14 protein-coding genes are annotated in these 15871 nt (G+C 47.6%); 4 read left to right on the top strand and 10 right to left on the bottom strand.

The window, feature by feature from the left end:
* Nucleotides 1-93 precede the first annotated feature (93 nt).
* The 4 genes from ACXAFQ_RS13440 to ACXAFQ_RS13425 form a co-directional block, all read right to left on the bottom strand.
* On the bottom strand, nt 94-801 hold the full coding sequence (locus ACXAFQ_RS13440; protein WP_474823166.1) for a helix-turn-helix domain-containing protein: 708 nt from the start codon (nt 799-801) through the stop codon (nt 94-96).
* Between the two features lie 42 nt (nt 802-843).
* Nucleotides 844-2193 (bottom strand): lysine-sensitive aspartokinase 3, encoded by a 1350-nt coding sequence (gene lysC / locus ACXAFQ_RS13435; protein ID WP_474823163.1) that lies wholly within the window; start codon nt 2191-2193, stop codon nt 844-846.
* Between the two features lie 35 nt (nt 2194-2228).
* Complete coding sequence (locus ACXAFQ_RS13430) at nt 2229-2675, bottom strand: DUF192 domain-containing protein (RefSeq protein WP_070123867.1); 447 nt, start codon at nt 2673-2675, stop codon at nt 2229-2231.
* A 197-nt stretch (nt 2676-2872) separates the two neighbouring features.
* A complete protein-coding gene (locus ACXAFQ_RS13425; protein ID WP_474823158.1) occupies nt 2873-3970 on the bottom strand; it encodes a PQQ-dependent sugar dehydrogenase in 1098 nt (365 codons plus the stop codon).
* Between the two features lie 99 nt (nt 3971-4069).
* Between ACXAFQ_RS13425 and ACXAFQ_RS13420 the strand changes: the two genes are divergently transcribed.
* The 4 genes from ACXAFQ_RS13420 (at nt 4070) to ACXAFQ_RS13405 (ending at nt 10161) form a co-directional block, all read left to right on the top strand.
* The gene (locus ACXAFQ_RS13420; protein WP_474823155.1) at nt 4070-4519 is read left to right on the top strand and encodes a hypothetical protein; all 450 of its coding nucleotides are present in this window, start codon (nt 4070-4072) and stop codon (nt 4517-4519) included.
* A gap of 116 nt (nt 4520-4635) precedes the next feature.
* The gene (locus ACXAFQ_RS13415; protein WP_474823151.1) at nt 4636-5784 is read left to right on the top strand and encodes an FIST signal transduction protein; all 1149 of its coding nucleotides are present in this window, start codon (nt 4636-4638) and stop codon (nt 5782-5784) included.
* Nucleotides 5777-9100, top strand: coding sequence for a PAS domain S-box protein (locus ACXAFQ_RS13410; RefSeq protein WP_474823147.1), 3324 nt, complete (start codon nt 5777-5779; stop codon nt 9098-9100). Before ACXAFQ_RS13415 ends, ACXAFQ_RS13410 begins: the two co-directional genes overlap by 8 nt.
* Entirely contained in the window at nt 9097-10161 is a 1065-nt protein-coding gene (locus ACXAFQ_RS13405) for an HD domain-containing phosphohydrolase (protein WP_474823143.1), read from the top strand. Before ACXAFQ_RS13410 ends, ACXAFQ_RS13405 begins: the two co-directional genes overlap by 4 nt.
* 670 nt (nt 10162-10831) lie before the next feature.
* Here ACXAFQ_RS13405 and ACXAFQ_RS13400 read toward each other — a convergent pair.
* The 6 genes from ACXAFQ_RS13400 to ACXAFQ_RS13375 all read right to left on the bottom strand — a co-directional run bounded on the left by ACXAFQ_RS13400 (nt 10832) and on the right by ACXAFQ_RS13375 (nt 15871).
* Nucleotides 10832-11851 carry a hypothetical protein gene (locus tag ACXAFQ_RS13400; RefSeq protein WP_474823139.1) on the bottom strand — a complete coding sequence of 340 codons (1020 nt, stop codon included), beginning with the start codon at nt 11849-11851 and terminating at the stop codon, nt 10832-10834.
* A gap of 193 nt (nt 11852-12044) precedes the next feature.
* Complete coding sequence (locus ACXAFQ_RS13395) at nt 12045-12770, bottom strand: class I SAM-dependent methyltransferase (RefSeq protein WP_474823135.1); 726 nt, start codon at nt 12768-12770, stop codon at nt 12045-12047.
* Between the two features lie 212 nt (nt 12771-12982).
* A complete protein-coding gene (locus ACXAFQ_RS13390) occupies nt 12983-14299 on the bottom strand; it encodes a tetratricopeptide repeat protein (protein ID WP_474823131.1) in 1317 nt (438 codons plus the stop codon).
* Between the two features lie 5 nt (nt 14300-14304).
* Nucleotides 14305-14913, bottom strand: a complete 609-nt coding sequence (locus tag ACXAFQ_RS13385; protein WP_474823127.1) for an energy transducer TonB — start codon at nt 14911-14913, stop codon at nt 14305-14307.
* 3 nt (nt 14914-14916) lie between these two features.
* Nucleotides 14917-15324 carry an ExbD/TolR family protein gene (locus tag ACXAFQ_RS13380; protein WP_070123859.1) on the bottom strand — a complete coding sequence of 136 codons (408 nt, stop codon included), beginning with the start codon at nt 15322-15324 and terminating at the stop codon, nt 14917-14919.
* Between the two features lie 22 nt (nt 15325-15346).
* Nucleotides 15347-15871 (bottom strand): MotA/TolQ/ExbB proton channel family protein, encoded by a 525-nt coding sequence (locus tag ACXAFQ_RS13375; RefSeq protein ID WP_070123858.1) that lies wholly within the window; start codon nt 15869-15871, stop codon nt 15347-15349.

Genomic DNA, 15871 nt, shown 5'->3' with positions numbered 1-15871 from the left:
ATAGTATCGCCATAGAGAACCAACATCTTTGCTAATAAGACGCTTTCTCAGGTTAAAAAGACGCACTTACTGAGAATTTTTACGGAGCTACTTTCAGCTAAACAGCTTCGAGGGTGGTAAACCAAAATGGACTGAGAAGCGGCGACTGAACGCAGATAAGTCGTGGTAGCCAACCGTTTCCGCTACCCGTTGAACAGGCAAATCTGTGTGGATCAGCAGCGCCCTGGCTTTTTCCATACGCATGGCGGTTACATGATGTCCGGCGGAAACGCCCATTTGTTCCCGGAACAACTTTTTAAACTGAGTTGCGCTTAAACAGGCGATGCGAGCCAGCGTGCCAATATCCAACTCACTGCCAATATTGTCATCGATAAAACTGACCACAGCACTGATCCGTCGATCCCGGGTTTGCGCTACTCGTTGTGCCGCCAATAAACTGGTGAAGGTATCGAAGGTGAGCTTTTCTAATGACGAGTCTACCTGATATTCGAGTTGGGTCTCGATAAACTGTAAATAGCGATTAAGTGGCTGACTGATGGTAAATACCAGCCACGACGCTGCACAAAGATTTTCTGGCAGCGAAAACATGTCTGCCACCACAAAACGCGCTTCGGTTTCCGATGTGAAATGATGTAACTCACCGGCCTGGATCACCACACATTCTCCTGGCGCCACTTTGCCGCTGAATCCGGCCAGCTCAATGTTTATGACACCACGAAGCGGTAACACCAACTGATGGAAGTCGTGGGTGTGACCCACCTTTTGTTTGCTGTAAGAACGAATGGAGAGGGAATCTGACATAGGAAACAAAAACGGGTAGCCAATGCTACCCGTTAACTATTCTTACTCGAACAACTCTTTATGCAGATGCTGAACAATGGCAGAACTGTCTTCTTCACTCACCAGGAAAGACAGGTTATGCGGATTAGCACCGAAACAAATCATGCGCAGGTTGAAGTCGTCTACCGCACCAAGAATACGGCTCGCCACCCCTTTTGCAGTTTGCATGTTGTTACCCACAACAGTGATAAGATCGAAACCTTTCTCCACTTTCACATCACAGATGGTTTCCAGCTCGGCGATGGTTTCTTTGTTCAAACGCTGAGCCACAGAGTTCGCTGGATTATCCAGTGTAAACGAGACTGAAATTTCAGACGTGGTGACCAAATCAACACTGAGCTTGTGCTTGGCAATAATACCAAATACCTGTTGCAGGAAGCCTTGTGCGTACATCATTTTCGGTGTTTTCACGGTTACCATTACCTGCTCTTTACGGCGGGTAATCGCGCGGTGTGGTGGCTCATTGTCGCAGTCGCGCATGATCCAAGTACCGCCTTTTTCTGGCTCTTTGCTAGAACCCACAAACACTTTAATGTCTTTACGCAGTGCTGGTTCCATGGTGGCCGGGTGCAGTACTTTGGCACCAAACGTGGCCATTTCCGCGGCTTCTTCGAAGCTCAGCTCCGGTAATGGATAAGCCGCAGGTACAATGCGCGGGTCTGTGGTGTAAACACCCGTCACGTCAGTCCAGATTTCGCAGCTATCAGCATTCAATGCTTCAGCTAGCAATGCCGCCGTGAAGTCAGAACCACCGCGACCTAAAGTGGTGGTTTTCCCTTCTTCATTAGCCCCCACGAAACCTTGGGTAACCACGATGGCGTTGCTAATTTCAGGACGTAACAATTGTTCTGAAAGCTCGCCAATGGTGTCGATTTGGGGTGCAGCTTCACCAAACTCGCTGTCGGTACGCAGCACTTTACGTACGTCGAAGTTTAAGGTGTCTACCCCTTCTTCTGCCAATACCGCACTAAACAGCAGCGACGACATGCGTTCGCCCATAGACTGAAGTTGATCTTTCAGGTCGTCACGATGAAGAATTTCTTCATGATTTGCCAGACCACGTAACTCTTCAAACAAATCTTCCAGTTTGTCAGCTACGCTAGCCTTGTCTTTAATTTCGTTCAGCACGGCCATTTCAATATCAATGATCGCCTGACAAGTGTCCTTGATTTGCTCGCTGGTTAGCGGCGCATGCGCAATACTTACCAGGTGATTGGTCACACCGGCCTGTGCACTAACAACAACAATACGGGTTGCTTCGTTACCCGCCACAATGCGAGCACAATTTTTCATAGCCTGATAGGTGGCTACACTGGTACCGCCAAACTTGGCGATATTAAGAGAATTCGACACGATTTTCTCCGAGCTTTAACCAACGACTGGTTGGTTTAGTAATTGATTTTGATTTGGTCGCCTACGCTGATGTTATTCGCAGCAAACCACCCTTGATTCATTTCCAGCGCAAATTCTACCGCTTTTGAAGATCCCACAGACGTTAAGTCATGTGGCTCCAGCGGTTTTATATCGGTAATTACGCCGTTCCCGTCGATAAATGCTACATCCAGAGGTACAAACGTATTTTTCATCCACATGCTGGCCATACGTGCCGGATTGAAGCGGAACAACATACCACAATCATCACACAGTGATTTGCGGAACATTAGTCCCTGCGCCCGTTGCTCAAACGTTTTGGCATATTCAACACTCAGGCTTTTACCACCAGCAACAATGGTTGCCTGTTCGAAGGTAACGGGCTCGTCGGCAGCACTCTGACAAGCAGCCAGCGCCAGACAAGACACCAGCATCAGATTTCGCAGAACCATTAATGGTTTCATTCTGTCTTCCTTGTGAAAACGTGGGGTAGAAAAATACGCATAAAAAACCGGGCCCCTGAGGTGTCCGGCCTGCTAGTTTATACGGCATGTCAGGCAACATTCAATGTTGGAATGATCAATACGGTAAACTTACTCTTCGCCAGTGCCGAAAAGGCAACAGCGAAGGTTCTCGGGGTTGGCAATCAAAGCGTAATTTACTAGCGCGGAGCAATACGCAAAATGTTGGCTTCCTTGCCATCTGTGAGCACATAAATCGCCCCGTCGTGACCTATCGCCACATCGCGCAAACGTTGATTTATGGTAGCAAACGGGGCGGTTTGCTGAACAGGCGTAGCGGAAAGGTCTATCGCCAATAATTGCTGCGCTTTTAGCGTTGTAACCAGCAATTGCCCGTTAAGTTCCGGGAACATTTGACCACGATAAATCGCCATTGCAGAAGGGGCCACAGAAGGCGTCCAGTTTACCCGGGGCGACTGCATATTTGCGTAACGGGTAAATGGCGATATCTGTGCACCGGAGTAATCCGTGCCGAAAGTCGCCACCGGCCAACCATAGTTGTTGCCCGGTGTTAGTAGATTGATTTCGTCACCACCGTCGGGGCCATGCTCATGTTCATAAATAGCGCCACTTGCGGTATCTACAACCAAACCTTGCGGGTTACGGTGCCCGTAGGTAAAGACATAAGGGGCCTGCTGGGTAAACGGGTTATCTTCAGGTGCTGAACCGTCGGCATGAAAACGCAATGTTTTACCTAACATACTGTTTAGCCGCTGGGCCTCTTCACGGTAATCAAAACCATCACCCGTTGTTACCAGCCAGGTGCCATCTGGCAATAATGCCAATCTACCACCATAGTGAACCGGCGTGTCTTTGTCTGGCGAAACGGTAAGAATAACAGAGATCTCGGAAAAGCTTTTGCCGTTAAACACGGCGGTGGCCACCGCCAGATGATTCGCCTCTTCGGTGCCTTGCGAGAACGTCAGCATCACTTTTCCGGATTCGTCAAAATCAGCAAACAGCGCCAAATCCAGTAATCCGCCCTGCCCGGCAACATACAGGTCTGGCAGCGCCAACGGTATGCGAACTAGGCTTTCTACGCCCCCCGTAATGACGACCTGGCCGTCACGTTCTGTCACTAACCAATTGTTGTCGGGCAGTTGCGTTAACGCCCATGGCTGATTAAGTGACCACACTGACATTTTCTTTGCTTGATAGGTGTGAGATTGTGCCGTCGATGCAAACGAAACCAGTACCCCCAAAAGCAATAATAAACGGTGAAATGCCCAGAATGTCATGATGTGTATTCAACTCCTTCTTGAGATCTACGCGCTGTCGTGAAAAGATGCCGACCAGAAAAGCAGCACTATGACGTGAAACACACAACGAATCAACGCATGCCTTTAGCTACCGCAACCTCATTTACCCGGGCATTCATTCCCGCCTGGCTGGTCACCTATATTCTTGCCAGTGTATCTCACACGCAGATGGTACTGCTGTCGTTGGCAGGGCTGGGCGTGAGCATCGATGTAGCAACGTTAGCATCGTCAACTTTGCATGACATTGTCGGCTTGCTGCCCATTTACGGAAGCTTGATTGCTGCGGCTTTGTTTGTTTCTCTTTCGGTAACTGGCTTTATCACCGCCCGGTTTTCTGCTCGCCGAGCCCTCGTTCCTGTTGCAACCGGTGTTGCCATGTTGGTGATGTTACTGCTAATGGAACAGCTTTTTCAGTTTCATCTTATTGCTGGAACCCGCTCTGTTTTAGGCCTGGCTTTGCAGATAATAGCCGGCGTCTGCGGCGGCGCCCTCTTTTTGCGGATTTTTCGTCCCGCCCTTCACCGCTAACCTTGTTCGCAAAGTTATAGAATATAGCCGTATATTTAATAAAATTAATGGCATAAAGCTGATTCTGACACTAAATTTAAGCGTAACCCCGAACGCATTTAGTCTGGTGCTATTTCATGGAAGTGACTCAACGGATTATTCATAGTGTCGATACCGATATCGATGTCATCGAAAGCCTGCTCGCGCAGCCTGCCGACATCATTCTTGTTTTTGCCAGCCCGACCTTTTTCTCTCACCCGAGCTTTTTACATGCACTTTCTCAGCATCATGTTCCCGTGGTGGGCTGCAGCGCCAGTGGTGAGATTGTCGGTACCGATGCCCTTGAAGGTACCGCTGTCATTACCGTAATAGATCTTCAGGGAGCAGGAACAACGCGAGTTTTTCTAGACAACGTAGACAATAATCACTACCACGACTGCGGACAACGGGTAGGCACCGCGTTAAATAGCGAGTACCTTCGCGCCGTTATGTTGCTTACACGCGGAACAGAATTCCTGCCTACCGGACTGTTTAACGGCATCCATGAAGTACTGGGTGACGAAGTATTGGTGTGCGGTGGAATGGCCGGTGATTATGCCCGTTACACCCGAACTTTCGTGCTCACTCCTCACGGCATTAGTGATGATAAGGTGGTGGCTGTGGGTTTTTACGGGTCGCCGCTACGTGTTCAGCAAGCCATCATTCGAGGATGGCAACCTTTCGGCCCTATTCGCCAGGTTACCCGCAGCGATAACAATATTCTTTATGAACTCGACGGCAAACCGGCCTTGGATATTTATAAAACGTACCTTGGCGATTACGCGAGCCAGTTGCCCGTGTCCGGTCTGCTGTTTCCGCTGGAATTGATGAATTCCCATGAAGAAACCTCCGGTCTGCTGCGTGCGCTATACAGCATTGACGAATCGCAAGGTAGCCTTGTTCTTGGTGGTAAAATCAAACAAGGCGCCTATCTACGCCTGAATCATGCATCGACAAACGACTTGATCAGCAATGTTGAGGATGCAGCCGAATTATTTAATACGCGAATGGGTGAACAGGTGATACCTGGCTTTGCGCTTATTGTTAGCTGTGTAGCGAGAAAGGTGGTCATGGGCGATCAGGTGGAAGAGGAAGTGGAAGCATTCAGCAGTGCATTCGACAACCAGTTACCCATTTGCGGATTCTATTCCAACGGCGAATTTGCGCCGCTCACTCCCAACACCCCATGCAAGCTGCACAATCAAACCATGATAGTCACGTTATTTGGAGTGACTACCGATGCATAGGCTTCTGTTCAGGCAACTAAAGAAAACCATGGGCTTCGGTACTGTTGAGGAAGCGCAGCTTTGGCTGGATGAGCTAGCCGGTTACGCAAAAGACGACACCTTACCTCCCGCTATTCTCACCTTGCTTAACGGCATGATCCCCTTTGTAAAACGGGTTGATACGAGTTACCAGCAACAGCAACGGGATGTGGAAATCCGCGACCGCAGTATCCGCCTGAGCTCGCAAGAACTTACCGAGGCATTAGCGCAAGCCCGGCAAGATGCCGTTACCCAACAACAAGCATTGAACGCCTTACAACACACGGCCAATACATTGCTCCGTGAGCTCGATAAGCCGCCCCTTAGCGAAGACAGCGGCGACCTCAGTGGTCTTGCTGAGCTCATGACGCAATTGAGCCGTGAGCGTCACCAAGCCTTACGTGAAGTTGAGATACAACGGCAAGCCATCGATCAACATGCCATCATTGCCGTGGTCGATAGTAACCGGGAAATTCTTTACGCCAACAGCAAGTTGTGTGAAATATCTAAGTTCAGCGAAGAAGAACTGATTGGCAATCGACTTGACCTACTTCGCAGCGGCTATCACCGCGAAGAAACCTACAGGTCCATTTGGGACACCGCCGACAGTGGCAAAGTGTGGCACGGCGAAATACATAACCATACTAAAAAGGGTGACGTATTTTGGGTGTCATCCACGGTAGTACCTGTGTGCGATACCGCAGATAAGCCGGTTCGATATGTGGTGATAATGACCGACATCACCCACCAGAAATTGCTGGAAACGCGCCTGTCAGACAGTCAGCGGTTCTATCAGAGCATAACGGATTCTATAGGTGAAGGTATTTTCTCGGTAGATCTCATTGGTCATACGCGCTTTCTAAATCCAGAAGCATCGCGGTTACTCGGATGGACACTAGAAGAACTACAAACCCGTCGTTTTCACGACACCATTCAGTTTCAGTCTCCACAGCGGGCGTTTATTCCTGTGCAGCAAAGCCCCTTGCTCAAAACCATTAGAAACGGCGAGATTTACTTCTCTGAAGAAACCTATTTTACCCACAAAGACGGACGCATATTTCCCGTATCGGTTACCGCGGTGCCTTTGGTTGACGAATACGATACACCAAGAGGCTACGTAGGCGTGTTTCGCAATATCAGTGAACGTAAAAACATTGAAGAAGCCATGCGGGATGCCTTTGCCCAGGCAGAACGGGCGAACAACGCCAAGGGTGAGTTTCTAGCGAACATGAGTCACGAGATAAGAACGCCTTTGAACGCCATTATTGGCCTTACCCACCTGGTGCTGAAAACGCCGCTAACGGTGCTACAGCGAGACTACCTTGAAAAAGCCACACACAGCGCCAACACCCTGCTCAGTATCATTTCTGACATACTCGATTATTCCAAAATTGAAGCGGGTAAAACGGATTTAGACATACAGCCATTTTGTTTTAATGATCTGCTGGAAAAAGTGGCGGTTATGTTTCAGGACAGAGCCCACAGTAAAGGATTGCTCTTACTGTTCGATATGCATGGCGACATGTCTGTGCCGTTGCTTGGCGACGAAAGTCGACTCATGCAAATATTCAACAACCTGGTAAGCAATGCGGTGAAATTTACCCACCATGGCGAAATTGTGGTGTCGGTAAAACTGGAAACCTTGCCCGGCAACCGTATCTTCACTGAACTGCGCGTCAGTGATACGGGCATTGGTTTAAGCGAAGACCAGTTACAACATCTGTTCGACCCATTTACCCAGGCCGACGCGTCGATATCGCGTAAATACGGCGGCACGGGACTCGGTATGAGTATAACCCGTCACCTGGTTGAACTGATGCACGGCAGTATCGCGGTAGACAGTGAAACCGACAAAGGCAGCACATTTGTGATCAAGCTGGAGCTACTACGCGCAGGTAATGCGAATATTGCCCCATTATCATCGCTGGGCGCGCACCAGTTTCTTACCATCTGTTGTTTAGATGACAAACTCGTTGCCGCGATGGATTATCTAGAAGGCACTTTAACAACCCTGGCAGTACCCCATGCCTTTTGCCATACCCATCAGGCAGACGCGCTGCCGGAACAAACCACCCACTTGTTAATTCTTGCAGACAACATTTCTGCACCAAGAATGGCAGCGTTATCTGATGCGTTTAAACAGCGCAGCCTTGATTATTCCCGATTACGTATTCTGACATCGGGTAATCAGCAAGATATGAGACAGCTGCTTGCTGCCCACGGACTTCATCAGGCTGTGGTGATGCAATTACCCTTCACTCAGAGTTCACTGTACAATTTTCTCAGCGAGCACACGGGTTCAGGCATGAATCAGTCGGGATATCGTTCATTGGAAGAAACCGCCATGATTGAGCACCGTTTGTCTGGAAAACGCATTCTTATTGTTGATGATGACGACATTAGCCAAACCGTGCTCACGCAACAGCTTTCTGCTTCTGGCATCAAACCTCACTCCGTAAAACAAGGAGCAGACTGTATTTCGCTATGTAAGCATGAACATTTCGACGCCCTTATTATCAACAATAAACTGCCTGATTTACCCGGTTGGGAAGTTGCAGTCAGCCTGATTCTGGGTAGCGGGCTTACTGTGCCCATTATCTGTATGTCTACCGAAGACCCTGCCCTGATCACAGATTTAGTGCATGATTCCGGTATGTGCGCCCTGTTATCGAAACCCATTAACTACGATGAGCTATTGACTGCGCTTGATGATTTTATCAGTTACCCATCGGTACTCCCGGAAGATTTCACCTTACCGTCGAAACATGATGATTTTGATTTGGCACTGCTGGCGTTCTGCCAAACTTATCAGCACTACGGCAGTCATTTGTCTGCACTCGTCAGCGCCTTTCATAATGATTTGCCCCATGAAGAACTCGATACGCTTAAACTGCATGCCGGTAATATTGGTGCCAACCGACTACTGACACAGTTTAGAAAACTGAGTGAGCTGACAGACAGTCAAGACAAACTGACCGGGGCAGCCGAGCTTGCACGAGAGTTAGACACAACCGTGAAAAAAGCGGTGGCCAGCCTAATGGTAATGTCGCCGGAGACGACGACCACGGCCCCCGAGCAACCGATTTCAGCAGAGCTAGGCACAATTATTCATCTGCTGGAAGATTACGACGCTAATGCAGGTGACGCGCTGCAGCAATTGTACAATAATTATCAACAGTCAGCGCATCGCTGGGTACTCAAGCAGGCCATACAGAAAGTATCTCAGTATGATTTTGAAGCAGCGGGCGATCTTCTACGGCCGCTGATGACGCAACCAGAAATGACGAGCTTACAGTGAAAGAATTTAGCGTGCTGGTAGTAGATGATGAACCAGCAAACATTGATATCCTCAAAGACATTCTGATCCAGCACTATCAGGTGAAAGTGGCACCGTCCGGTGAAATTGCACTGAAAATTGTGGGTAAAGCCGCCCCGGATCTCATCCTGCTGGACATCATGATGCCAGCTCTTGATGGTCTGGAAGTGTGCCGGCAGCTCAAAGCCTACCCAAAAACGGCGGGGATTCCGGTCATTTTTGTTACCGCACTCGGACAAGGTGAAGACGAAGAACGAGGTTTTGAAGTGGGCGCCGTGGATTATATTGCCAAACCCATCGTACCCGCCTTGGTACTGGCAAGGGTGAAAACCCACATTGCTCTGGCGCACCAACAGCGACAGACCGAACGAGAAGTGGAAATGCGTACCCGGGAGCTGGCACAAAGCCAATTAAGTGCCATTAGCATGTTAGCAGCAGCAGGCCACTACAACGACAATGATACCGGCCTGCATATCTGGCGGATGGCAGCGTACGCACGTGAACTGGCGCAAGCCATTGGCTGGTCTGCCGAACGGGCCAAGCTACTGGAGTTTGCAGCGCCTATGCACGATACCGGAAAAATTGGTATCCCCGATGCCATTTTAAAAGCACCTCGCCGGCTTACCGAAGAAGAGATGGTGGTAATGCGAACCCACGCCCGCATTGGTTATGAGATCCTTAACAACAGTGATGCGGTATTATTCAAGCTCGCCGCTGAAGTGGCACTGACACATCATGAGAAGTGGGACGGCTCGGGCTACCCTTCAGGTTTAAAAGGCGATGCTATTCCCGAGTCTGGCAGGATTGTGGCGATTGCCGATGTTTTCGATGCACTCACCATGGTGCGGCCATATAAAAAAGCCTGGAGCGAAGAGGAAGCTTTTAATTACATTCAGTCTCAGGCAGGGTCCCATTTCGACCCTGAATTAGTGGCCGCTTTCCTGGCGATTCGCAGTGAGATTCTGGCGATAAAACACAAAGCGGATGAAGTGTCGGAACAACACAACTCATCCGCCCTGACAATGCGGTTTGTGGATGACTGAAAATAGGGAGCTTTTGAAATTTTAAAACCAGTAAATAGTCACTTTTTCCATTTAAGCGTTCTGTAGCTACTGAGTTCAGTACAAGGTCAATTGACAATATGGCGACTAATTCCACCTAAGTGTTATTCTTGACTAAAACCATATTAGAAAGATTTGGCAGCGTTGTTAAATATTTATTATAAATTTTTGAGTTTTAAAACTGCACAATATAAAAATTCTCAATTTGAATTTACTACTGATTTAAACTAGGTACTAAATTATCAAGATGTGCTTTATCTAGCACATCTTGATAAGACTGAGTCGCCAACTATTAGGATGCGACATTCAGTATATGAGCACAGAAATCAAAAATCATACTTAATTTCGATTTTTCTTATAAAAAAATCTAAACAAAGCGACAAAAACAAAAGTCAAACAAGAAAAAACAACGATTTCTTTTATAATTGTCTGGCTCGGCATCATCCAGTATGCTTCGTTCATTAAAGGCTTTTTCACGTCACCTAAACTAACATACGCTAAAATTTGAAACAGCGTTAAAAGAAACAAGCCTATTGATATTATAAGCAAAATTGTTTCTAATAATGTCAACTTTATTCTGTTCATCAATAGACCCTTTCTTTAATAACATTAATTAAGTAACTAGTGCAATATAAAAAATCTAGGATATGACCTATCGAGATTCAACACACATGCGGACGCAGTTAGTTACCTGACCTGCTGGGCCGGTACAAGCAGTTACATATCTGTTGCACGTTTGATATCGATTAGATGTTGGAATTCCATAAAACTCGTAAAGTTGACTCATGTTTTCAGCTCCACCAGCGGTAGAATGCTCGTGTGTATCTCTAGTTTCACTTTCAGTAAGTGGGACGTCATTACAATCTCCATCAAATGCCTTCTTAGGATTGAACGTCTGACCACCAAAATCCAACCCCCCCGTGATTTGCCCACCATCTGGAGTAACTATTTTAAAATTGTTAAAATTGACAATTTCAAGCCCTAAACCGACGGTAGAGACAACTTGATTAGTGCTTCCTTGTAATTCGGAAACAAATTCTGTCAATCTTGCAAGTACCAGTTGAACTCTGCCAGTCGAAGTTGCCTCTAGGTCTCTGTTAATAACTACAAAAGCTGCTCGTCGTGCAGCAGACCTCATCACAAAGTCTTGTACAGATAAAGCTGTTTCGGGAACATCGTTTGCCACGCAAGTAACCGGCGCATCTGAACTAATTTTGTACATTTCAGATTCTGCCAATTTGGAATTTGAAGCATTATTGGCATAATCGAAATCAATGATATTGCCATTATAATCTAAATATACCGAACTGTTATCAACTGCATTTACGAACTCTCTTTTTTGATTAACTAAGGCTATGAAAGCATTGTTAATATCGCTTTCTTTCGTAACTTCTTGCGCAACCAAAAACTCTAGTCCAGGTTCTCCCGGCCCTAAGCCCCCAGAATTCTTGTAAACTTTGTACTTACGGTAAACGGCATTCACCTCATCAAAGATATGGACATACTTATAGCTATAGGAGCTACTAAACCACCCCGACTCAGCAGCACTTTTCATTTGACTACTTGTGCATCCATCACATGATGTGGCCTCTACTTTAAAATTTGCAGCAAAAGTATCTGAAGCTGTTAAAATCGTAAGTAAAATAAAAAATAAAAAATAAAAAATTTTCATTATAGTCCTTTATAAGATAAGTGTGGTAAAAACTTGCATTCCTTTACTTCTATCCGAGAATAATTTACACAACTTGTATTTTTTTGCAAGTGGTTAACTTACCTATATAACAACTTCATCTGGACCTGACGGAACACTACATTTTTGTATGAATAACGTAGCGTTCAAAATCGAAATACAAATTATTGTATTTCTAGACCTTGGTGGTTTTCAGAAAAATACAGTTCTGAACCGTTTTTTCCTCATCAAGACGTAACCCAAATTTCGGCAGGCTTTCCAGCACTTCTTCCCGGGTATACGGGCGATTCAGAATGCCGATACTTTGTCCGTAGTCATTCACTTTCGTACTCAGGCTGTTCATGAAACCGTCGCCGGGATAAAGCAACACATTCATGTACAGGGTTCCGCCGGTTTTGAGTACCCGCACGATTTCGTGCATGGCTTCATCTATGCCACCGATGGTGTGATAGCCGTTAGGCAGGTTAGCGGTATCGAAGGTTTCATCGTCGAAAGTCATGTTGCGTAAGTCTTCAATGGCCAGCTCCGCGCCCTTAAGCTTTTTCTTAGCGCCGCCCATCAGGGCTTTGGAATAGTCCACACCCACCAGCGAGAAATCCTGTTCTTTCAATTTTTTACGGGCGTGTTTCATGCAAATTTGCGTGAAGGTACCGGTGCCAATGGCACACTCCAAATGCTTGCCTTTGAGATTTTCGGCGAAAAATTTAACCTGTGAGGAGAGCGTGTTGCGATAGGCAAAGGTGAGAATAAAAAAGCCACGGATGTCATATAGCATCGGTGTCAGATTGTAGCTGTTCTCGTTAATGATACTGTTGTCAGACATAGGCATGCCCCCTTTTATGTCGCTGAAAGCTTTATACGCCACTTTCAGCGGGCCTGGTTTTATTATTATATCAGGCATAAATAATACGCTTTACAAAACTATACATGACTCTGAGAAAAACTATGGCTACCAAAGCTATACATAGGAATGAATTTCAAGAAACGTTAGCTCGTGCGTTAACAGTAAAGCGTTGTCGTTAGGCTAGTGAGGATAGACGGTGAATATGACACTGTAAATGAAAGTGATAAAAAAGGCCGGTGTAAAACCGGCCTCCTAACGTATTTTTAAATCTAGATGGCGAGCTCGGCAGAGATGGCTTCCTGCTGAGTCTTTTCAGACTCGACAAACCGTTTCCACTGTTGCGCCATGGCTTTGCTGCGCTGATGCTTCTCGGCTTCAGCCAACTGATTTAACGCTGCGGCATACTGCTTCTTGTTGTACAGCGCCATGCCTTTAATCAGGTAAACCAGACCAGGATTACGCAGCTGTCCTTTTTCGATGGCGTGGTCAGCCGACACAATGGCATCGTCCCAGCGCTCTGCGTTAAGCAGAATTTGCGCAAGCTGCGCATCCAGCTCACCGTCTTCCGACATTTCTGCCGCCGACTGCATTACCGGAATGGCTTTATCTTGTTCTTTTGCTAAGGTCCAGCTTTGGCCCAGGAAACGCATATTACGCAGGTTTCTTTCCAGCGTGCCGTCTTTCATGGCCTGCTCCATCAGCAGTGCACCTTTGTAAGGTACCTTGTGATAGTAATACAGTTGCGCCAGATTGAAGACATCGGCCGCCGATTCCACGTAGCCCATTTGGTAGGCAGATTCCATGATTGCGAGTTGCTTGCGCTCTTCGCCCAGTTCACCATACATACCGGCAAGCTGAATCCAGTATTTTGGCTCATCAAACAGTTTTACCAGTTTGATCAGCACGTTCTTTACTTTTTCAGGTTGCTTGAGCTCGTAATAAATCGCGCGCTGCAGGATTAACCAGTTCTCATCAGGGATCATGCCTTCTGCTTCGTGGTCTTTTATCGCTTGCGCAATAAACGGTTCCGCTTTGGCGTATTCCTTCGCCTGATAATAAGCCTGGGCTTTCAGTACCAGGTTTTTTACCGGCACCGGTCCCTCGTTCAACGCTTCCCAGCGCTCAAGATAATCGATACTGGCCTGGTAATTACCCTGCATCAGATTCAGCTGTGACAAACTGAACAGCGTGGTCATCTCGAATTTCTCCGGGATGGGTTGTTGCTCTACTACCTGGGCGAAGTTTTCCAACGCTTTGTCGTAATCTTCGTTGTTGTAGTAAATAAAGCCATAGAAGTTATACATCATGGCCTGTTCGTAGCTGTTCATTGAGCTATCTTTGCTCTTAACTTCATCAAGGATAGCAATAGCTTCGTCGATATTACCTGCGTCACCTGCTGCCTGTGCTCGGGCAAGCTGCTCGTACACCTTGCCACGCAGCGTAGGCACCCTACGGGTTTTCTTGTCGCTGGCTTTGGTTTCCTGTGCTTGTGCCTGGCCGCTGACCAATGCAGCCGGTACCACTGTCACCGCTATAATGGCCAGCGACAGTACACACGCAAATCGTTTGGATAAATGCTTACTCATAATACTTACCCGTCAATCTGGAAGGTAATACGGTTTTGCACGCCAGAGACTTCCGTGGCTTCACCGTTAACTACCCGCGGCTTATATTTGAACTTCATGGCAGCGTCCATAGCAGCCTGTTCAAAAATGCCGGATGGATTGGCTTCAACCACAATCGGATCGCGCACCGTACCCTGTTTGGTTACCGTAAATTCCACGATAACAAAACCTTCGATACCACGTTGCAGTGCACGGCGCGGATACACAGGCGCAACCTTAACGATTGGCAGGTATTCACCGTCACCGGATTCCAGCGCCAGACCACCATCAAGGGCAACGTCAGCCGCCATGTCGCCGCCAAAGTCCATTGAAGTACCATTGGCGTCAGGAGACGGTGAGTCCATTTGTGGTGAACTCATTTGCGGCGGTGGCTCTTTTGGCGGTGGTGGCTTCCGAGGTTTACGGTCTTTTTGTTCAACCGTTTCCTCTTTCTTCACCCGCACAAAGTCAAGCACACTGCCTTTTGGTGGCTCTGTCAGCGCACTGCCGCCCATCTTGATGAGTGATTGCATCAGGAAGAACAGGCCGAGCGTGATCGCCAGCGAAATGACAAATGCGATGATAAATCGTGGCATGGCTTAAGGCTCTTGTGCTGCGATTGAAACTTCGTAAACGCCTGCCGCACGGGAGGCATCCATCACCTTGATCAGGGTATCCGTAGTGGCTTTCTGATCTGCCTGAATCACTACCGTACCCTGCGGGTTCTCGGCATGCAGACGCTCGATGTTGGCCTGTACGGCACGGACATCTACACGACGCTTATTGATCCAGATTTCACCAGTATCAGAAATCGCGATAAGAATATTGGCGCGATCCTGTTTTACCGCAGTCGCCGCTTCAGGACGGTTAACATCGATACCGGCTTCTTTTACGAAAGACGCGGTTACAATGAAGAAGATAAGCATGATGAAAACAACGTCCAGCATGGGCGTCATATCAATTGTGGCTTCTTCTTCGTCAATCAGATTTTGAAAATGCTGCTTCATAATTTTGTTCCTGGCCTAAGGCCTAGCCTTTGCGGTCAATAATTAGTGCATCTTCCAGTTTCATGCGCTCGGTTTTCACCATACGGTTCAACCAGGTCGAGGCGAATACGCCTGACAGTGCGCCTACCATACCCGCCATTGTCGGGATAGTAGCTTTGGAGACACCTGATGCCATAGAGCGGGCGTTACCCGAGCCGGAAATGGCCATTACGTCAAAAACTTCAATCATACCGGTTACGGTTCCCATCAGACCCAGTAGCGGACAGAGTGCTACCAGCGACTGAATAATCGGGATACTGCCCCGTAACTGAATGGTTAACGCTGAAACCGTTTTTGCACGGACTTGTTCAGCGAACCAGGAGGAGCGGTCCTGACGGGCTTTCCAGTCAGCTACCGCTTGATTCTTGTAGTTTTTGTGCCAAATCAGCAGGTACATCGCACGCTCGAGGATCAGCAACCACATGATGAATATCAGCAGACCGATAACCAGCAGAACCTGGCCTCCAGTCTCTGTAAAATCGCGTATTGCTTCGAGGAATGCGATCAT

It is taken from the genome of Alteromonas sp. ABH2_165 (genome assembly GCF_056159945.1).
The sequence above is the reverse complement of the archived record's forward strand: the minus strand, read 5'-3'. Positions and strand labels throughout refer to the sequence as shown.